Source organism: Noviherbaspirillum phoenicis (assembly GCF_047237965.1).
Classification (GTDB): Bacteria; Pseudomonadota; Gammaproteobacteria; order Burkholderiales; family Burkholderiaceae_D; genus Noviherbaspirillum_A.
The window spans coordinates 499,460-519,570 of record NZ_JBDFLX010000005.1 but is presented as its reverse complement, the minus strand read 5'-3'; the positions used below and the strand labels follow the sequence as shown (position 1 = coordinate 519,570).

Below are 20,111 nucleotides of genomic sequence, written 5' to 3'. Positions count from 1 at the left end.
GCGGCCTGGCCTGCCTTCAGCCGAGGTCGACGAACACCCGGCCGCCTTCGATCTTCACCGGGTAGACCTTGATGTCTTCCGTCACCGGCGCGCACATGGCGCGGCCGTTGCGGATGTCGAAGGTACCCTGGTGCAGCGGGCATTCGATCTCGAAGCCATCGAGGAAGCCATCGCACAGCCGCGCATGGCCATGGGTGCAGATGTTGTCGCTCGCATAGACCTGCCCTTCCACGCTGTAGAGCGCGATGTCGCGGCCTTGGGTTTCCACGCCGATCACATCCTCCTGCGGCACGTCATCTTCTGCGCTTACGTCAATCCAGTTTTCTGCCATGGTGACCTCAGATCGGGTAAATCAGTGAATTGGGAATCATCTCGGTGTCATAGATGCACAGGCGCGATGCGAGCTTCAGTCCCTCGGGCGTGATCCGGATGCGGTCGATGTAGCGGCCGACATTGAACACGGTGGTCTCCTGTCCGAGCTTGGTGCGGAACACCGAGTAGTTGGCCTCGGCCTCGATCACGTCGCCATCGGCCTTCAGGATGCGCGGCAGGCCGACCACGTGGCGCTGGTAATACGGATCGTGGAACAGGGTCTCCTTGATGCCGTAGGCGCGGTCCTTCAGCATGTTGCGGCTCAGGAGCGCCAGCGTGGCAAGCGGAAAGCCGCGCTCATGGTTCTCGCGCGGCTGCACCTTGTAGACGCAGTCTTCCGTGAAGAAGTCCACCCAGGCATCCCAGTCCTCGCGGTCGACCGCTGCCGCATAGTCGGCATGCAGCTGCACCAGGGCCAGCCAGACCTGCGTCGTGATCGCCGGGTTTTCCATCATCGTGTTTTCCATCGTCAGACCTCCATCACCTTGCGCCAGTAGTGGTACATGCCGCGGATCAGCGTCTCGGTCACCATGTGGTCGGTGTTGCCGCAGTCGTAGCCGCCCAGTTCGGCCAGCGCGCGGTGGAAGGGTTTCTGCTCGAAGCCGCTCTGCGAAAATTCGATCACCTCGCCATCGTCGGCCGAGACGAAGCCGGCCGGGCCGAACAGGTTGGCCTGGATCAGCCGGCGCTCGGTCATTTCCGGCGTGTCGTCCTCGAAGCCGAAATGGGTCCAGACGAAGTCGAAGGAGCCGGTGCCGTTGGGCTGGATGTGGCGGGTCGACACGCTGTTGACCTGCTGCTGGAAGATCACGCTCGGAAACAGCGTCATCATCACCGCGGTCGGCCCTTGCCACCAGGGCTCGGGCACGATGTCGAGCAGGCGCTTGTCCTGAATCTCCATGCTTTCCTTGAAGCTGGTGACGCCGGCCGTGACCTCGGACTTGGCGCCGCCGCTGCCACGGGTGGAGATCATCGCGGCATGGCGGTACTGCTCATCCATGATGAGCTGCGACTTGTTATCGGCGCGCCACAGGCCGTAGGTGATGAACCAGGTATGCAGCAGGCCGGGATGATACGGGTCCTTGATGTTTTCCTGCATCAGCTTCCAGTTGCCCGGTATGCGCTGGCGGTTATAGCCGAGGATGGTCAGCTTGCGGCCGTTGAACAGGCGGTCGAAGTAATGCAGGATGTCCGGCCCGAGGAAGTCTTCCAGCGTCTCGATGTCGTGGTCGAAGGAAGCGAACACCACGCCGCCGCGGGCAGCCACCTTCAGCTTGTTCAGGCCGTGCTCCGCGGTGTTGAACTCCTTCGGCATGCCGCCCTGCACCTTGCCGTCCTGCTTCACGCCACGCCGGAACGGCACGCCCTGCAGGTCGCCCTTCAAGCTGTAGTTCCACTGGTGGTAGGGACAGACGAATTCGGTCTGGTTGCCGTGCCGCTTGCGGCAGAACTGCATGCCGCGATGGGCGCAGACGTTTTCCACCACATTGATGCCGCCATCGGCATCGCGCACCATGATCACCGAGCGCTCGCCGACCACGGTGCGCTTGAAGTCGCCCGGGTTCGGGATCTCGGCCTCCAGGCCGACATAGCACCAGTGTCTCTGGTAGAAGAAGCGCTCCAGCTCCTTCCTGTACAGCGCTTCATCGGTGTAGGCCCAGAACGGGATGCGGCTGCTGCCATCGCCTTCCCAGGTCGGGTCCGTTGGAAATACCGCCGGCATGTCGCCCATGCTGTCTCCTTGTTGATGGTCTGTTCTAGTCGAGCGCCGGGTAGAACGCGTCGGCATGCAGCTTGTCTGCAGTGATGCCACGGGCTTTGACCAGCAGCGCCGCCGCTTCCACCATGGCCGGCGCGCCGCACAGGTAGGCGCGGAAGTCTGCCAGGCTGGCCCAGTCCTGCGCCACCGCCTCGGTGACCAGGCCGCGCCGCACGGTACCCTCGCCGCCGCTGGCAACCACGACATGCACATGCAGGTTGGCGTGGTTATCGGCCAGCGCGGCCAGCCGGTCGGCGTAATACACGTCCTGCGGCGTGCGCACGCCGAAGTACAGGTGGATCGGATCGCGCATGCCGGCAGCGATCGCGCCGCGCACGATGGACAGCACCGGCGCGAGGCCCGTGCCGCCGGCCACGCACAGCATCGGCCCCCGATGCTTCGTGCGCAGGTAGGCGGTGCCCAGCGGGCCGCTGACCCGCACCGCGTCGCCGGGCCTGAGTTCGGTGGCGATATGACGGGTCACCCGTCCGCCCGGCACCAGCCGCACATGGAATTCGAGTTCATCGTCCTGCGGCAGGCCGGCCATCGAATAGGGCCGCACATGGGCCGGCGTGAACTGCAGGCTGGCGTACTGGCCGGGCGAGAATGCCAGCGGCTTGGCCGGCTTCAGGCGCAGCCGCAAGATGTCGTGGGACAGTGCATCGATCGCCAGCACGGTGGCCTTCAGGATGCGGGCCGGATGAGTCACGATCTCGTCCGGCTCCGGTATCTCGATCGTGCAGTCCTCGCTCAGCACGCTGGTACAGGCCAGCACGTACTCGCCTTCGCCGGGACTGGTGATCCTGGACTGGCGCCCGGTGTCCTGCACGCTGCCGGCGCTGACCCTGCAGCGGCAGGTGCCGCAGCGGCCGGCGGTACAGCTGTAGGAGACAGCGACGCCGTGCTCGCGCAGCGTGGCCAGCAGGTTGGCGCCAGGACTGGCTTCGATGACTCGGTTGGCTGGCTGCACGAGCAGTTTCATGGACGATCCCCTGGCTTGCGTTGGGCGATTATAGGCAGGGAAGTAAAATAAACGAATAAAATCCGGTGAATCCATTGTATTGATTTCATGAATAGCCATGCAGCTGAAAGACGTCGACCTGAACCTGCTGATCGTGTTCCACCAGCTTTTCACCGAGAAGAGCGTGTCAGCGGTTGCCGCGCAGCTGGGACTGACCCAGCCGGCGGTCAGCAATGCGCTGTCGCGACTGCGCCGGCTGATGAATGACGAGCTGTTCCTGCGCACCTCGCGCGGCATGGAGCCCACGCCCTACGCCATCGAACTGTCCGAGCCCGTGGCCTATGCGCTGGGCGCGCTGCATGACGCACTGAACCGCAAGACCGATTTCGACCCGTCCGCCAGCAACCGGAAATTCACGGTGGCAATGACCGACATCGGCGAGATCTACTTCCTGCCGCGCCTGATGACACGGCTTGCGCAGCTGGCGCCAGCCGTCACCGTGAGCACGGTGCGCAACCGGGAAACCAACCTGGCCGATGCGCTGCAGGCAGGGCATGTGGACCTCGCGCTGGGGCTGCTGCCGCAGTTGAAGTCAGGATTTTTCCAGCGCGGCCTGTTCCGGCAGCGCTATGTCTGCATGTTCCGCAAGGGCCATACGCTGGACCGGGAGGCGATCTCGATGGAAGCATTCGCCGCGGCCAGCCATGTGGTCGTGGTGGCCGATGGCACCGGGCATGCCACGGTGGATGAATCGATACAGCGGCGCGGCATCGCCCGCAAGGTGGTGCTGACCGTGCCGCACTTCGTTGCGCTGGGCCACATCCTGTCCAGCACCGACATGGTGGCCACCGTTCCGGAACGATATGCGCAGGCCTGCCTGGCGCCGTTCGACCTGCGCTACCTGCCGCATCCGGTGCCGCTGCCGGACATCGGCATCAACCTGTTCTGGCACGCCAGGTTCCACAAGGACCCGGCAAACATCTGGCTGCGCAACGTGCTCTTCGAACTGTTCTCTGACCAGGCGCAGCCATAGAAAGCAGCCTCGCATTCAGACCGCGCCCGCCATGTCTTCGTTGTTGAGCATCGGCGCCGACAGTGCGGCGACATAGCTTGCCGAGTTGTTGTATTGCTCGAAACGGGCGATCTTGCCGTTTTTCATCGTGAAAATATGCACCCAGGCATCGTCGAACTTCGCGCCATTTCCCAGCACCTTGCCGCGCGACATGCCGCTCACGGCAACCTTGTCGCCGTCAGCAATGAAGCACTGCGGCTCGAAGCGCTCGAACTCAATGGTTTCGGACATCAGCTGGAAGAACCGGCCAACTTCCGCCTTGCCGTGAAAGCTGCCTGAAAAGGAAATCGGTTCGGTTTTCGGGCTGACCCAGGCAACGTCCTCGGCGCAAAGGCCAATCACGCCTTCGATGTCGCCCTTCATGAACATGTCGTAGCCGCGCCTGGCCAGTTGCCGGTTCGCTTCGGTGCTCATCATCGTCTCCTTGCGCCGCGTCGACAAATCCGGCAATCGGCCGGATTCGCGGCGACGTGGATAGACATTAGGCTGGCATGCCGCGTTCGGACTGAGAGAAGTCAAACTTGGGGCGAGTTGCAGAATAGCAACGCTGTGGTCAGCGGACCAACTGGATTAGTGTCAGGAAACTTTACAATTGTCTAAAAGAAACTTAGTTACAAATTTGTAATATTTACTTAAATCATTGTTTTTAAATAACTTTAATTTCCTGGCATAAACGTTGCTCATATACAAATGATTCGCCAGTATCCAACCAAACCACTCAAATCGACGCATAACGACATCAGGAAATGACAATGAAAAAATTGACCGCCAGCTTCGCCAAGACAGCCTTCGCCGCTACGATCGCGATCGCCTCCGCCGGCGCCGCCCATGGCGCCATCATCACCCAGACCACCACCACCGGCACGATCTACTCCACGCTCGCAGTCGACGCCGATGTGAGCGGCAGCGACATGGCGGGAATGCGGGTGACCGCCACCTGGATTCAGAGCAACGGCGCCGAGGGCGGGAGCGGTGCCAAGACCTGGACTGACACCACGTTCTGGATCTACAGCAGCGGAAGCGCGACCCTGTTCAACAATCCCGGAGCCAATTCCGACTTCACTCTTTCCGTGAGCGGCAACACGTCCATTAGCAATGCCTGGGATCTGAACTTCAACATCTCCGGCGGCAATTATGGCCTGCTGAGCCTGACACTCGACGGTCGCGAAGGCGATACCGTGTTCGACATCTGCGGCACCAACAATGCCTTCTGCGGCACCCGCATCGGGACCGCGGGTTCGAGCACCGGCCTCAATTTCGCCGGATTCAGCAACTTCAGCGGCGCCATCACTGCCAATTACTCCAACGCCGTGGCGCTGGGCAATGCAGCCCCGGTCGGCGACCTGTTCACCAATTTGACCCTGACCTTCGGCGACGGCACCTACGGCAAGGCGCTCGGCGAAGGCAGCTATTCCTTCACCACCGACACCGACCAGGCCAGGCTGGCGGCCCGCGCCGCGCAAGTGCCGGAGCCGGCCACTGTCGCGCTGCTGGGCATGGGCCTCGTGGGCGTGGCGGCCGCGCGCCGCCGCAAGGCGCAGGGCAAGCGCGCCTGAAGGGCATGGACCGGGCGCGGGCTCAATCGGTCAGTTCGCGCCACGATACCCGGCGCGCGACACGGTTGCCGGCGCCCGTGCCCGGGTTGTCCACCGTGGAAATGCCGCCGCCGGTGTCAGTGACGACGGTCACTGTCTTGCCGGTGGTGAGCCTGGTCACGCGCACGCCGGCCGCCAGCGCATTGCTGCCCAGACGCACCCCCACCGCCTCATTGACCGCACCCTTGGCGAAGGAGCCGGTGCGGTTGTCCAGGTTGTACAGCCAGGCATAGCCGCCCAGTGTGCAGGCGTCGTTGCTGGGCACGTTGCCCGCGACGGTCAGCAGTCCGAGTTGCTGCTGCATGTCGACGCTGACGCGTTCCCCGGGGGTGAGCAGATCCATGTACCAGCCCGACTTGACCGACCAGTCCAGCGCGGCCGAAGCGTTGGCGACGGTGCGAGTGCTGCCGTCGGCCGATGCACGCGCCGTGCGGTTAAGCAGCTTGCCGCCGCTGCGCACCAGTCCCAGGCCGGCGTCGGACAGCGTATCCTTGAGCGCATAGATTGACTGCACGCTGGTGTCGGCCAGGTCGCTCTCGCCCAGATAGCGGCCGGTGCCGACATTGACGATCATGTAGCGCAGCCCGCCCACCGCCACCTCGGCCAGTTCCGGACGTGTGGTCACGGGCTGGATTCCCGCTCCGTTCACCAGCCCCAGTTCCGCCAGCAGGAAAGCCTCGCTGCCCGCCGGCGGCGTGGTGTCGTCGATGTCGAAGCGCCACACCTTGCCCAGCATGTCGCCGCCATAGAAGCGGTCGGCGCTGTTGGACGTGGTGGTCGGCACCCATGCATTGATCCTGGCAAGGTTGCTGGGCGTGGCGGTGTCGCCGGCGCCGGTGGCCAGCTTCTTCAGCAGCTCGCCGGTATGGGCGTTGAGCACATACAGATAGCCGCGGCCGTCGCCCGGCGACACATTGTTGTAGCCCGACGTGAACACAACCACCCAGGTGCCGTTGCGGCGCTTTGTGATGACCGGGTTGCCGAAGGTCAGGCCCAGGTTCTGGTCGTTGGCCACCGAGAAATTCCAGAGCGCCCTGGGATTGGCCGGGTCGGTTACATCCAGCGCATAGTAGCCGCGGCCGCCGCTGTTCATGCCGCCGACCAGGATGCTTTTCCACTCTCCCGCCGCGCAGGCGCTGGCCGGGGCGTTCGGGCAGATGTCGCCCACTGTCGGCGAGCCGTCGACGAAATAGGCATGGTTGGCGCTGTAGTTCTGATCGGCCAGCCGGTACAGGCTGGGCAGCGCCATGGGCGGGACATAGGCCCAGCGTTCGCGGCCGGTGTCGCCGTCGAACGCATGCAGCATGCCGTCGTTGGCGCCGACGTACACGGTCGCCGCGCGATTGCGGTTGTCGGCGCGGAAGGTTGCATAGTTGTCGTCGGCATAGGCGAACGGCGGCGCCTTCACATAGACCGGCTGCGAACCGACGATGTCGCCCAGCGCATGCTCGCGGCTGCGGTAGAGCCGGCTTTCATTGCTGGCGATGTTCTCCCTGCCCTTCTGCCCGCGCAGGAACGCCACCAGGTTCGCTCCCGAAAGCGCGGCGCGCTCGTCGCTGCCCAGCGTCGCGCATTGCGACAGCTTGCCGGCCGCGCACAGGTTGCTGAAGTGCTCGCGCTCGGCGCCGGACAGCCTGTCCCAGGTGAAGGGCTTGAGCCGGGTGGCGCTGCCGGCGTCGAAGGTATGGATGGTCCTGGCGTCGGCGAAGGCGGACACGTTGCCGTCCAGCAGGGCCTGGGCCGACCAGAGCGGCGTGGCGGCGACCGCGCCGGTGGCGGCGTTGATGGTCCTGGCCTGCAGGTCGCCGTCCCAGCTCACGGTGCGGTACAGCGCGGAATACACGAAATTGTCGCCGGACACCGGCTCGAGGTTGCTGGTCGCGGCCGCCGACGAGGCGCCGGTGCGCGCGCTGACGCCGGCCAGCGCCTTGCGCAGGCCAAGGTAGAGGCTTTCGGGACTGGCGGCATTGAAGTAGCTGCCGCGTCCGTTCACCGCGGCATGCCAGAGGTCGTCGATCCGCGCCGGCCCCTCGTCGGCGACCGGATCGGGCCAGCGCCGGGTTCCCTGGACCAGTCCGTTGAAGTCGGACGAGCCGCCGGACAGGTAGTCCTCGCTGTACTGCAGCGTGCCGTTGACGCCCAGCCCCAGCGTGAAGGTCGTCATGTGTTGCTGCGAAGCAGTGTCGGCGCCGGTGCCCGGCACATTGTCGGCACAGACCGGCGCCGCGCCCGCGCCGAGCGCGCCGGTGCAGTTCTGCAGCGCCGGCGTGCGCAGGTCCTGGGTGTAGTAATACATGGCGACGTCGGCCAGGGTGTTGGCCTTCTTCAGGCTGTCCTGCAGTGGGCGCGGCACCGTGGAAGCGCCGTCCTGGTCGCCGACATCGCTGCGCCGGTCCAGCATGCAGCCGCTGCCGCCCTGGCCCGAGCAGCCGCTGTCGTTGCCGGTGTTCCAGTAGCCGTCGGTGGAAAGGATGGCGAAATTCTGCTGGCAGGAATACTGGATCGGATCGGTCACCCGGCTGCCGTTGAGGCTCTCCCCGTTCATCCTGCCGCCATAGATCAGCCCTGCGGTCGACAGGGCCGACCGCAGCGGCGTGCCGCTGTAAGGCACGGCGGCGCCGACGCGGGCGAACCAGGATTGCTTCTGGCTGCCGCTGAAGTCGCCCAGGTTCAGGAAGTCGGCGCCGGTATTGTTGTTGATGCTCAGGTAGCCGACCCGGTAGTTGCCGCTGACCGCAGCGAAGGCGCGGGTAGCCGCGGTCTTCATCGCCAGCATGCGGGTGCGGTAATAGCTGTACCAGTTGGCAAAGTTCTGGCGCTCGTCGGTATTGCCCGGCCCCGAGGTGGCGCCGACGGTCTTGAGGGTAAACAGCGTCCTGACCCGCACGCCGTTGACCCGGTCGTCGGCATTGATGGCGGTGGCGCATTCCTTGTAGAAGGCCGAGCGGGTGTCGTTGTAGGTCCTGGCGGTCTGGCTGCCGGAGTAATCGTAGTAATAGGCTGCGGTGGCGCCGTAGGAATAGCGGGTGTAGGAACCGTAGCTGGCATACCAGCCGTTCGCGGCTTCCGGCACGAAACGGTTGACCACGAACCTGCTGCCCAGGTCCACCACCGGCGAGCTGGCGTCGAAGCCGTCGGAATACGCGGCGTTGAAGCGGGCATTCGGATAGCTGGCGCCGCCGGCGTCGAGCGGCGGCAAGTAGGTCACCGTCGGGTTGTAGTAGGCGCTGTTGCACTGGCTGCTGGCGTAGCCGTAGGCGCCGCGGAAGTCGCCGGCGGCGTCCGGCATGTAGGTCCAGGACATGCTGCCCGAATCGTCCATGATGAACAGGATGTTGGGCTTGACCGACGACGGCGACGCCGCCGCCATCGGCACGCTGGCCAGGTCGGCCAGCGCGGCCGCGCCCGGCACGGGAATGCATAGCGCCAGGACCAGCAGCAGGGACGGCCGCGGCCAGCCGCGGGCATGGCGCGCGCCACGCGCCTCAGGCGCCTGCGCGGCAGATTGGCCGGCAGCTGCAACGCGCGAGTAAACGGTCCAGTCCGGTATGGCGGCCTGCGCCCAGGAGACCATCCTGGGCTTGTCGGTGCTACCGGACTGGCCTCGCTTTTCGCACGTTTCGCTTCGCCGCCTTCCGCCGCGCAGGCTGCTGGTCAGTTTCATCATGGGTTATTCCTGTTTCCGGCGGACGGGCCGCCTCAGAAGTTGACGACGGTTTCGATCAGGCTGACCGTGTTCTTCGGTCCCTTCACCCGCGCGGTGATGCGGTAGTACTCGGCAGGCTGTCCGCCGAAGCGCTTGTCGTCGCCGTATTTCAGTTCGCCGCGCTTGGCGCTGGCGTCGCCGGACTGCAGGGCATTGGCGCAACTGTTCTGCGTGCCGTTCGGATCGAGCGGCTGCGCGCACAGGCGGTGGATCACGGTGCTCACCGTATTGCCGTTGCCGGCGTCGATGGGCGGCGACGGCGTGATGCAGCTGGCCGCCGGCGCGCCCTGGCAGCCGTTGAAGTCCCAGTCCACCCGCGCCGCGGTCGGATCGTTGGCGCCGCCGCTCATGTCCAGCGCATCCATGCTGGTGGCGTAGTAGCCGCTGGCGGCGGCATCCTGGTACAGCTCGGCGCTGCCTATCCTGGCTTCCAGCCAGGCAATCGCCGCCTCGGCGCCGATGTCGCCGGCGGCGGTCGCGCCCTGCTTGAACGACAGGTTGCCGGCCACCAGGTTGCCGGCGTCGATCGAGCGCACCATGGCCAGCGTGCCCATGGTCATGATGACCAGCACGATCATGGCAATCGCCAGCGCAATGCCGTGCTGATTCCGCGGCTGCGGCCTGCGAGGGAGCCGCTTCACGGCTTGCTCCAGACCAGGTTGCGCATCGGGACGATGGTCTGGAACACCGCATAGCGGTAGCACTGCCAGGCAGTATTGGCCGAGCCGTCGGGATTCCTGCTGACATCGATGGCCAGCTCGGCCAGCGCGCCGGTCCGCGGATCGGCGGCAGTCCATGTCGGCCGTCGCAGCGCCGCCGGGGTACGGGTGTAGTGGTCGCAGGCGCCGCCGGCGCCCGGCCGTTCCGCCTGCGCGTTGCGGGCCACCAGCGCGATGCGGGCCGCGTAGAGGCGCGCGATGTCGCCGCTGTCGCCGGTTACGCCATTGCCGTCGGCGTCCATCATCACGTCGCTCCAGGTATCGACCTGCGCGTCGGCGCTGACGGCGCGGGTGTCGAAGCCGTACTGCGCCTTCAGGCTGACCACGTTGCCGAACAGCTGCTGCCGCTGGCTTGCGTTGTCGGCGGCGCTGAAGCGGGCCAGCTCGAGGGTGTTGCCGGCCCCGATCGAATAGGTGTGGATGGCGAGGCTGCCGAGGTTGAACAGCATGCCGCCGGTGGTGTAGCCGCCGGGCGGAAAGATGTTCTGGCCGCCGGGCGGATTCCATGGGCTCTTGCCGCTGGCATGGTGGATCTGCACGCTGCCGGTCTGGCCGCCGTTGCCGGGCACATCGGTCACCTGCAGCAGGGTGCAGTCCTTGCCGGGCTCGAACGCGATCATCATGTCGCCCGGCGTGATGCCGAGCACGGTGTTGAGGAAGAAGTTGGCAGCCTGGGGCGGATGGTCGGTCACGATGCGGTACGGTACGCCGTAGCGTTCGCCATAAAGGACCTGCACGGTGTCGGGCAGACCGCCGGCGCCCTTGACGATGCGCAGCGGCTGCAGCGCCGGTGGCCCGGCAAGCGGCGACGGCGCTGCCGGCGCTGCGCCCTGGTAAGCGCTGTTGAGCCTGCATCCCAGCGCGGCGGGCAGCGCCAGGCCATGCCCGGCCATGCGGATCTCGCGCTCCACGCTGAACAGGGCCAGGGCGCCGCTGGCCTGCATGTCCGAGCCGGCCGTCAGCGCGCGGCGCGGTCCTTCGAACATGCTGAGCGACTGCAGGATGGCCGCCACGGCGAACATGCCCATCGCAAGCCCGACCATGATTTCCACCGCGCTGAATCCGCGCTGCGCTGCAACGCCATACGAATGCATAAGACCTTTCGCGCTAGGGATGGATGGAGGCCGACACCGTGTAGCGGTTCGCGACGGCCTTGCCGGGCAGGCGCCATTGCACGGTGACGGTGACGAGGTTGTCCGCGCCCACGGCCACGGTGGGCGCATGCTCGGCGGCCTGCGGCAGCGTGCCCGCCACCGCCGAGCGCCAGGCAAGGAACTTGGGTCCGTCGGGGCTGGCATAGTTGGCGCGCAGCGCGGCGTTGGACTTGTCGTCCAGCCACATCTGGCCCAGCACCTGGTTGGCGAGCATGCTTGCCTCGTTGCGATGCCTGGCGTCGGCGACCTGCTTGTAGGCCACGCCCAGCAGGCCGATCATGCCCATCAGTCCAGCCGAGAAGATGAGAAGGGCCACCAGGTTCTCGATCAGCAGACCGCCCTGCTGTTTGCGCATCGCCATTTGCCGTTCTCCCTAGCAGCCTTGCGCGCTGCTGGCGGCGCTGAGCGCCGGGTCGCACAGCCGGAACTGTCCGCCTCCGACCGCGATCACCAGGCGCCGCGCGGCGCCGGAAACCGCGCTCATGATGTCGATGCGGGCGATGTCGACGCCGGCGGCGGATGCCGGCATGCGGCCGAAGCCGTCGAAGGTGACGTCGCCGGGCAGGCCGGCGCCCGCGCGCAGCGCGACGACAAACGCCGAAGCCGGCGGCGGGCTCGATACCGGCGTGGCATCGGCGCCGAGGCGCACCCCGCCACCGCCCTCCAACGGCCGGCTCTGTATCTGGGCCGGGCAGTCGGGGCTGACGTTGACGCAGCCGACGCGCCAGACCGGATTGCCGTCGCTGTCGCCCAGCGTCAGCCGAACCCGCGCATTGCGCTTCAGGGCTTCGGCCCTGGCGATCTGCAGGCCGCTGATCACCGACTCGGCAGTGGCGCGCAGCCGCATGCCCTGGATCCAGGCCTGGAAGGAAGGCAGGCCGCCGGCCAGCAGGATGGCCATGATGGCCACACCCATCATCAGCTCGATCGAGGAAAGCCCGCGCTGCCGGCGCCGCATCAGCAGCCTCCGCCCTTGCGCACGATCCAGCAGGCCGCGGGCGTGCTGCCCCAGCCTGTATTCGGCACCCGGGTGGTCTGCCGCGCATTGGATTCATTGACCGTATAGACGAAGTTGGCCATGCTGCCCGTGCCGCTCGCCTGGGCGGTGAAGGCGGTCGCGGTCAGGGTCGGGCAACTGAAGGTGAAGTTCACGCCGCCGGGCAGCGGCGCCACCGTGCCGCTGGCGCAGGCGCCGACATAAGTGCGGTTGTCCTGGTAATACTGCTCGAGTTGCACGCGCAGGGCGCTCAGGCCGTTGGTCGCCTCGGGTATCCTGCCGCGCATGACGTATTCACTATAAGAAGGCACGGCCACCGCCGCAAGGATGGCGGCGATAGCGACGGCAACCATCAGTTCGATGAGGCTGAAGCCGGCACCGCGGCGCGGCGCATGGTGTGCGTGAGACAAGGTCTTCCTCTTTCCTCTCGGCCCGGCGCGGGCGGGCAGGCCGCCCTGGATGGCGCCTGTAGCGTCGGGGGAACAGCGTCCCGAGGAACATAGTAATCATGAGAAACATTACTCTCAAGCACGCATTCAAAGCAACCAAGTTTATTTCTCATAGGAAATAAAATGCATAGGCATGTGCCCTGCCCTCGGCTGCCGCCAGGGCCGGCCCGCGCCGGTCGGGCACGTCCGCAACCAGGGACTTGGTCGGTTGACACCATCCGGATTTTCGAATGCAGAGACGGTCCATTAATCGTAAAAACCAGACAATGCCGAGCCTGCGTAATTTTTTTCTCGAAAGATTCAATGCCTTGGAGGCGCCCTCCTGTGCCGCGTCCTGGCACGCCTCTCGCCGGCCACCGACCTGAAAACGAACGCACTGAACCTGAAGCAGTTCGTGACCCACGTCTTCACCAAGAGCATCGTCGAGTCCATGGCCAACAACGAGATCCCGTAGATCCTGGTGTTTGCGCTGTTTTTCGACGTGGCGCTGGGCAAGCTGCATGACAGCACCGCCCGCAGCCTGTTGAAAACCACGCAGGAATTCGGCCATGTGATGTTTCAATGGTCTCAAACATCAGCCGGAAAAACCGGCCTACCTCGGCCTTGCCGTGAAAGCTGCCTGAAAAGGATATCGGTTCGTTTTCGGGCTAACCCGGGCAATGTCCTCGGCGCAAAGGCCGATCACGCCCTCGATATCGCCCTTCATGAACATGGCGTAGCCGCGCCTGGCCAGTTGCCGGTTCGCGTCGGTGCTCATCATCGTCTCCTTGCGCCGCACCGACAAGTCGGGCAATCGGCCGGATTCGCCGCGACGTGGATAGACATTGGTCGGTGAAACGCCGTCCGGACTAAGAGACCTCAAACTTGGGGCAGGTTACGAGCTTGCAAACAGCAGCATTTAGCTGCGCCACGCAGCCTTACTGCTGCTGCCTAGCTGACAGCGCACGGCTGTTCCCGGCACCCGCATTTGCGGCGCGCGGCGCGGCAGTTCCGTCGGTGTCAACGCGCTGGCGTACTCGGTGTTCCTCGGGCTCTTCCCGTTTGCGCTTGTTCGCGCGCGGCGCACTGTCCGCCCTCTCATGGACGCGCTCCCGCCCATGTTCCCGCGCTTCTCGCTGTGCCAACGCGCGCCCCGTCTGCGCCCCCGTATCCGGCGCAGCTTCCCTGTCCAGCCACTGCCCCAGCATTTCCCGCATCACCACGCCTGCCAGATTGGGCGTCTCGCGCAACGCCTCCCGATACTGCCGCGCAGTGGCGCCATCGAACTGCCCGCGCGCCAGCAGCCCCATCGTTGCCCTCGAATACGGCACCAGCGCCGATACCTGGTGCTCGCCGTACAGCCGCTCAAGCTTTCGAGCGATACGGTCGAACAGCCGCACCCCCGTGTCGGACTTGTAGGCATCCTCGCCTGCCTTGATCCCTAGCATCAGCAGCCGTTCCAGGCCCGTGCGAGCGTCGCCATTCAAATACGCCTGCACTATTTCCTCCGGCAAGGCCGGCCCGGCCCAGGGCAGATGCGCCAGCCACAGGCTTAGCCGCTCACTGGCCTCGCCAGGCACGGGCCGGGATGGCAGCAGCATGGCCAGTGCATCGGGCTGTGCCCTTGACACGGCCATGCCAACGAGCCGACGCACATCCTCTGCCAGGCCGCCAAACCACGCCCTGGCCTGCTCGGTATGGCTGGTCGCGGCGCGACTGTCGAGCACCCCCAGCAGCGTTTGCGCTTCGGCTTGCGCTGGCTGGTGCTTCTCCAGCAGTGTCTCGATCTGCCCTGCCAACTCCTTGTTCACGCCTTCCTGGCACAGTGCTCCCAGCACCTGCTGCGCCAGCGCCTGTTGCTGCGCTTGCGGCAGCAATAGCAGCCGTCGCTGCAGCACCGTGTAGCGGCCCAGCACGTTCAATCGCGTGGCTGCAATCTGCGCCGCACGGCCCAGAACATAGCGCCCCTCCCGGTACGCCGGCGTGTGTGTCTTGGGCAGCTTGAGTTCCGGCGCCACATGGCCGGCTTGATGCTGGCTCACCAGCCCATGCAGCGCAGGCAGGCCCGACATCACCAGTACATCGTCGCCGTCATAGTCGCCGCCCATGGCTTTTTGCAGCGCCAGCGGCACCGCCACGCAGGAACCCGGGCCAAAGGCTTCGGTAATGGCCAGCATCGCCGGACAGTCCAGGTGCGCTTCTTCACGATGACGCGCCTTGCCGTCGCGCCAGCCGCTGCGGCTTTTTTCATCCTCGGCCGAGAACACCAGCTCGCGCTCGGCATATTCAGTAGGCCACTGCGCATCCGGCACCACCAGCAGACCGCCCTTGAAGAACGACAGCGCCTGTTGCGGGCCACGGCACACAAAGCTGTATTGCAGCCAGGGACTGTGGTCCAGAAAGCGCGCGGTGGCATCGTCTCCGCGCCGAACCTGCCCGTCGGCCACCGGCTGCAGCTTGGCGCTTTCATACGGCGCGCGGCCCAACAGCACATGGTTGGCCACCGGCTTGCTGGCCGGCAGCACCACCTGGCTTCCCGCCGACGGCACCGCCTTGGCGATCTGGCCCTTACCTTTCTCGCCCTGGGTCAGCGCCCGGTACAGCCGCACCTGGTCGCCGTCATCAGGCAGCTTGCCGGCCAGTTCCCTGGCCACATTCGGTTCGCCGCGATAGTGCTGCAATGCGTCCGGCGGCAGATTAGCTCGCGACTCCCGGCCGCCGAACGGCTGGCGCTGCGCATCGGTCAATTCCGCATACCAGGCAAAGCGTCGCGCCACGCTTTCGCGGATGAAGCCCATGCCGTCGTGGGGTTGCAGGGCGATCGGGTTGCCGTCCCTGTCGCGCAGCCGGAATGGATGTTCGCCTGCCCGGCAATCCGGCAGCACCGCCATGCGGAAGGTGCCTTCCAGCACATGCGCTGCCGGCCCATGGACGGCGGCGATGGCGGGGGGCGAGCTCATCAATGCGCGCTGGAAGTAGTAATACGCTTCCGTGTAGGGAAACAGCGATTCCATCAACCGCGCGAAGTCGGTGCCGGCGCCGGTGTCGGTCACCCGCAGCGCGTAAAGCCGGCCCGGCGTATCCTCGCGCCGCTCTGCCTGGCCCTCTTCCGTGCTGGCGAAGGCTTGTTCGATGCGGGCGCGTTGCGGCTTCATGCCGCTGCCGCCGGTGACATCGACCCGGTAGGCCACGCCCTGGTGATGCACGGCGCGGCCGAGCAGGAAGGGCGTCAATGTCGTCGGCAGGTCAACCTGCAGCAGCGGCAGCGCGCCTGCACTCAACCGCGCCAGGATGCTGTAGCGCGCCTCTGGCACCGGCCCGGACGGCGTCCTGCCGGCGAAGTCGCTGCGCGGCACCGTGACGATGCCCTTGCCGGGTGACGGCGGACCAGGTGGGCCGCCCAGTTCGTCGAATACGCGGTGCCAGTCAAAGCGTGCCGCCGGCGGCTGGTCCTTGATGGCCTCCCAGTGCCGGGTGACGAAGTCATCCAGGATGGTGGACGGGCTCTCGACCTCAAGCTGGGCAATCATCTTCCAGCTTGCGCGCGAGATATCGCCATTGTTGATCGCGCACAGCCGTTCCCACACCATGCGGCTTTGTGTCTGCAGGCGCTGGCGCCGGGCCGCCAGATCGCGGCGGTCATTGCCTTCGGTATTGCGCCGGGTCCAGTGGCGGGCTACTTCGGCGCCAGCACGCGCGATGGCGTAGTAGCTGTATTCGGGATAACGTGTGCCGGTTTCGTCGGTGTGGGCCGGGGTGCCGGGTTTAGGTGGCAATGAACGCAGTTCGATCTTGCGCCAGGCGACGGGCAGCACGGTGTTTGCCAGCATGGACAGCGCCTTTTTGCGCAGCGCCGGTTCTACGCGGCCGTGCGTCAAGTCCAGCAACGCCATGCTAAGTGACCCGACGGTCTCCATATCCGTGCCCTTTAGCCTGTCGCTGTCAACCAGATGCTGCAGGTGGTTCCAGCCGTGTGAAGCGAGGGCTTGGGTTTCCGTGGCCAGGCCGACGACATGCATCGCACGCAACAGCAAGGCCAGGCTCAGGATGGGTGGCTTGAAGTCCTGGGCCGGCAGAGACAGCAGGCAGGTGGCGATGTGTTTGAGTGCGGCGATGCAGGGTTCGGCATTAAGTGCAGCGTTCTGGAATGTGGGGGAGAGCTCATGCTGCGCACAATGACTTAAGCCATGGCACAGGCAACTGGAAGACCGTAGATCGGTGCAGATGTCAAGCAGGGTCGGTTTATCCACCCGAATGAGATAATGCGCAACATGGCCGATCGCTTCCCGGCATTCTGGCTCCAGAGTCAGTTTGCTCAGGCCATTGACCAGATTGCTCAAGGTAATGCTGTCAAACTGCCGCTCGCCAAGGTCACGCCGGGTCACCTCCTGCGCCAGCCGCGACAGTGCCTCGTTGCATTCCCTGTCTCCCGACTCTCCCACGCGCTTGCTCACGCCGTTGACCAGGTTAGACAGATGATGACCTTCAAACTGCCGCTCGCCAAGGTCACGCCGGTTCACCTCCCGCGCCAGCCGCGACAGCGCCTCGTTGCATTCTCTGTCTCCCGACTCTCCCGCGCGCTTGCTCACGCCATTGATCAGGTTAGTCAAGGCAACGCTGTTGAACTGCCGCTCGCTAAGGTCCCGTCGGTTCACCTCCCGCGCCAGCCGCGACAGCGCCTCATTGCATTCCTTGTCCTCCGACTCACCCACGCGCTTGCTCACGCCATTGACCAGGTTAGTCAAGGCAACGCCGTTGAACTGCCGCTCGCCAAGGTCACGCCGGGTCACCTCCCGCGCCAGCCGCGACAGTGCCTCGTTGCATTCCTTGTCGCCCGACTCTCCTACGCGCTTGCTTACGCCATTGACCAGGTTGGACAGATGATGACCTTCAAACTGCCGCTCGCCAAGGTCACGCCGGCTCACCTCCTGCGCCAGCCGGGATAGCGCCTCGTTGCATTCCCTATCTCCCGACTCTCCCACGCGCTTGCTCACGCCATTGACCAGGTTGGTCAGTTCCACACCGCCAAACTGCCGCTCGCCAAGGTCACGCCGGTTCACCTCCTGCGCCAGCCGCGACAGCGCCTCATTGCATTCCTTGTCGCCCGACTCTCCTACGTGCTTGCTCACGCCGTTGACCAGGTTGGACAAATGATGACCTTCAAACTGCCGCTCGCCAAGGTCACGCCGGCTCACCTCCCGTGCCAGCCGGGACAGCGCCTTGTTGCATTCCTTGTCTCCCGATTCTCCCGCGCGCCTGCTCACGCCATTGACCAAGTTGGTCAGTTCCACACCGCTAAACTGCTGCTCGCCAAGGTCACGCCGGTACACCTCCCGCGCCAGCCGCGACAGCGCCTCGTTGCATTCCTTGTCTCCCGACTCTCCCGCGCGCCTGCTCAGGCCGTTGACCAGGTTGGACAGATGATGACCTTCAAACTGCCGCTCGCCAAGGTCACGCCGGCTCACCTCCCGCGCCAGCCGGGATAGCGCCTCGTTGCATTCCTTGTCTCCCGACTCTCCCGCGCGCTTGCGCACACCGTTGACCAGGTTGGCCAGTTCCACACCGCCAAACTGCCGCTCGCCAAGGTCACGCCGGTTCACCTCCCGCGCCAGCCGGGATAGCGCCTCGTTGCATTCCTTGTCTCCCGACTCTCCCGCGCGCTTGCTCACGCCATTGACCAAGTTGGTCAGTTCCACACCGCCAAACTGCCGCTCGCCAAGGTCACGCCGGTTCACCTCCCGCGCCAGTCGGGATAGCGCCTCGTTGCATTCCTCGTCTCCCAATTCTCCCGCGCGCTTGCTCACGCCATTGACCAGGTTAGTCAAGGCAACGTTGTCAAACTGCCGCTCGCCAAGGTCCCGTCGGTTCACCTCCCGCGCCAGCCGCGACAGCGCCTCGTTGCATTCCTTGTTCCCCGACTCCCCCGCGCGCTTGCTCACGCCATTGACCAGGTTTGTCAAGGCAACGCTGTTGAACTGCCGCTCACCAAGGTCCCGTCGGTTCACCTCCCGCGCCAGCCGCGACAACGCCTCATTGCATTCCTTGTCTCCCGATTTCCCCGCACGCTTGCTCAACGCATTCACCAGCAATGAAACCTCGACGCCGCTGGCTTGCGCAGGGCCGTCGGCATCGCCCCGTGAACAGATTGCGATCGCAATTGCAGACTGACCTTTGCCCGCGCGGCTCTCATTGACGAACTTCGACAAGCCATTCGCCAGGCCCGCCAGGTCGCGCCAACTATACCGGGTCAGCCGTGCATCGGTTTCACCGACCTCCAGTAGAAACGTCACCAGCGCCTCCATATCGCGCTGGTTTGCCCGATCTTGTGGTTGCTGGCCCAGCCGCTTCGCATGCCAGCTCAATTGCTTTCCGCTCATTGCTGACAGGCTGTTGTCCTTGCCTCGATCGTTACTCGCATCGCGATTGGCACAGTCGCGCTGCTCTGTTGTTCGTCTCTTCTCCTGATGCGGCTGCCGCGGGTGTGCCTGTTCCAGCATTCGCTCAAGCCGCAAGATCGCTTCGGCCTGAAGCGGATCCGACCGATTCAGGCCTGACAGCAAATCCCGGTTCTGCTCCACGGAAAAATAGTTGGCATCACCACGCAGGCGGTGGCATGCCTCGTCCGCCAGCTCCCGCAGCGCCCGGCCCACATGCGGATCCGTTGCATCCGCATGGCCGAATGCCCAGGACAGGTCCGACAGCAGGTCAGGACTGACCACATCGAATTCGGACAGCCTGACATCGAGACCGGCAAATTCTTCCGCCAGCTTTGACACCGCGGCCTGGCAACCGTGTCGCGCGAAGTCCACCGCCAGGCTGCGATTGGCCAGCAGACTTGCCGCATCGCGCACCGGTGCCGACGGCCGCTGGGCATAACGCCGCCCGGCCCGGATCAGCGCGTCTTTCGAGCAGGCGACCTCATCAGCCGACTTCGCCTGCGACAGCAAGCGGGACAGATGCAAAACATGAGCGAGCCAGGTCTCGATCGGTGCGTCGAGCGCCGGCTGCAGTCCATGCTCATGGTCGCCGGGGACAACCGGGACCGGCTGACGCCGCGCTTCATAGGCTGGCGGGCCACAACGATCACACGGGTTCATATCGGTCCTTTCACAGGCGGTTTGGGGAAAAAGCGCGCCATGAGTAGAAACAACCGACAATGCGTTCCGTTTCCGAGCAAGGCAGACGAACATACGAAAAGCGCTTGCACAACCGCCGCCAGCGCGTCGCCTGCCGACGCAGCACATTGACCAACTGAATTGCGGCTTGGAAAAAAACGTGCGACGACGCTACATTGCAGCCTGATCCGGCCTTTCGGAACGTCCTGACTTGTGCGCCGGGCTGAGCCAGA

At 65.1% G+C, this 20,111-nt stretch carries 16 protein-coding genes; 2 read left to right on the top strand and 14 right to left on the bottom strand.

Annotated features, from left to right (window positions below; all coding sequences use genetic code 11):
* Positions 1 to 16: 16 nt before the first annotated feature.
* From ABC383_RS27840 to ABC383_RS27825, 4 genes are read right to left on the bottom strand one after another with little or no spacing between them, the layout of a single operon-like run.
* Entirely contained in the window at positions 17 to 331 is a 315-nt protein-coding gene (locus ABC383_RS27840) for a non-heme iron oxygenase ferredoxin subunit (protein ID WP_413019219.1), read from the bottom strand.
* Between the two features lie 7 nt (positions 332 to 338).
* A complete protein-coding gene (locus ABC383_RS27835) occupies positions 339 to 839 on the bottom strand; it encodes an aromatic-ring-hydroxylating dioxygenase subunit beta (protein WP_413019218.1) in 501 nt (166 codons plus the stop codon).
* A 2-nt stretch (positions 840 to 841) separates the two neighbouring features.
* Positions 842 to 2,104 carry an aromatic ring-hydroxylating dioxygenase subunit alpha gene (locus ABC383_RS27830; RefSeq protein ID WP_413019217.1) on the bottom strand — a complete coding sequence of 421 codons (1,263 nt, stop codon included), beginning with the start codon at positions 2,102 to 2,104 and terminating at the stop codon, positions 842 to 844.
* Positions 2,105 to 2,129: 25 nt separating this feature from the next.
* On the bottom strand, positions 2,130 to 3,113 hold the full coding sequence (locus ABC383_RS27825; protein ID WP_413019216.1) for a 2Fe-2S iron-sulfur cluster-binding protein: 984 nt from the start codon (positions 3,111 to 3,113) through the stop codon (positions 2,130 to 2,132).
* 97 nt (positions 3,114 to 3,210) lie between these two features.
* On the opposite strand from ABC383_RS27825, the gene ABC383_RS27820 reads away from it, so the two are divergent.
* The gene (locus ABC383_RS27820; protein WP_413019214.1) at positions 3,211 to 4,125 is read left to right on the top strand and encodes a LysR family transcriptional regulator; all 915 of its coding nucleotides are present in this window, start codon (positions 3,211 to 3,213) and stop codon (positions 4,123 to 4,125) included.
* A gap of 15 nt (positions 4,126 to 4,140) precedes the next feature.
* Here ABC383_RS27820 and ABC383_RS27815 read toward each other — a convergent pair whose 3' ends face one another.
* Positions 4,141 to 4,578 (bottom strand): nuclear transport factor 2 family protein, encoded by a 438-nt coding sequence (locus ABC383_RS27815; RefSeq protein WP_413019212.1) that lies wholly within the window; start codon positions 4,576 to 4,578, stop codon positions 4,141 to 4,143.
* 338 nt (positions 4,579 to 4,916) lie between these two features.
* Here ABC383_RS27815 and ABC383_RS27810 point away from each other — a divergent pair, with 338 nt between their 5' ends.
* On the top strand, positions 4,917 to 5,720 hold the full coding sequence (locus ABC383_RS27810; RefSeq protein WP_413019210.1) for a PEP-CTERM sorting domain-containing protein: 804 nt from the start codon (positions 4,917 to 4,919) through the stop codon (positions 5,718 to 5,720).
* Between the two features lie 22 nt (positions 5,721 to 5,742).
* Here ABC383_RS27810 and ABC383_RS27805 read toward each other — a convergent pair whose 3' ends face one another.
* The 9 genes from ABC383_RS27805 to ABC383_RS27765 form a co-directional block, all read right to left on the bottom strand.
* Positions 5,743 to 9,426 (bottom strand): pilus assembly protein, encoded by a 3,684-nt coding sequence (locus ABC383_RS27805; protein ID WP_413019208.1) that lies wholly within the window; start codon positions 9,424 to 9,426, stop codon positions 5,743 to 5,745.
* A gap of 32 nt (positions 9,427 to 9,458) precedes the next feature.
* Entirely contained in the window at positions 9,459 to 10,106 is a 648-nt protein-coding gene (locus ABC383_RS27800; RefSeq protein ID WP_413019206.1) for a pilus assembly PilX family protein, read from the bottom strand.
* Positions 10,103 to 11,278 carry a PilW family protein gene (locus tag ABC383_RS27795; RefSeq protein ID WP_413019204.1) on the bottom strand — a complete coding sequence of 392 codons (1,176 nt, stop codon included), beginning with the start codon at positions 11,276 to 11,278 and terminating at the stop codon, positions 10,103 to 10,105. Before ABC383_RS27795 ends, ABC383_RS27800 begins: the two co-directional genes overlap by 4 nt.
* 13 nt (positions 11,279 to 11,291) lie before the next feature.
* Complete coding sequence (locus ABC383_RS27790) at positions 11,292 to 11,699, bottom strand: type IV pilus modification PilV family protein (RefSeq protein WP_413019202.1); 408 nt, start codon at positions 11,697 to 11,699, stop codon at positions 11,292 to 11,294.
* Between the two features lie 12 nt (positions 11,700 to 11,711).
* Positions 11,712 to 12,296 carry a GspH/FimT family pseudopilin gene (locus ABC383_RS27785; protein ID WP_413019200.1) on the bottom strand — a complete coding sequence of 195 codons (585 nt, stop codon included), beginning with the start codon at positions 12,294 to 12,296 and terminating at the stop codon, positions 11,712 to 11,714.
* Positions 12,296 to 12,745, bottom strand: coding sequence for a type IV pilin protein (locus ABC383_RS27780; RefSeq protein WP_413019199.1), 450 nt, complete (start codon positions 12,743 to 12,745; stop codon positions 12,296 to 12,298). The genes ABC383_RS27785 and ABC383_RS27780 overlap by 1 nt, the downstream gene beginning before the upstream one ends.
* 148 nt (positions 12,746 to 12,893) lie before the next feature.
* Positions 12,894 to 13,334 (bottom strand): hypothetical protein, encoded by a 441-nt coding sequence (locus ABC383_RS27775; protein WP_413019197.1) that lies wholly within the window; start codon positions 13,332 to 13,334, stop codon positions 12,894 to 12,896.
* A gap of 42 nt (positions 13,335 to 13,376) precedes the next feature.
* Complete coding sequence (locus ABC383_RS27770) at positions 13,377 to 13,541, bottom strand: nuclear transport factor 2-like protein (protein WP_413019195.1); 165 nt, start codon at positions 13,539 to 13,541, stop codon at positions 13,377 to 13,379.
* 160 nt (positions 13,542 to 13,701) lie between these two features.
* Complete coding sequence (locus tag ABC383_RS27765) at positions 13,702 to 19,860, bottom strand: hypothetical protein (protein ID WP_413019194.1); 6,159 nt, start codon at positions 19,858 to 19,860, stop codon at positions 13,702 to 13,704.
* Positions 19,861 to 20,111 lie beyond the last annotated feature (251 nt).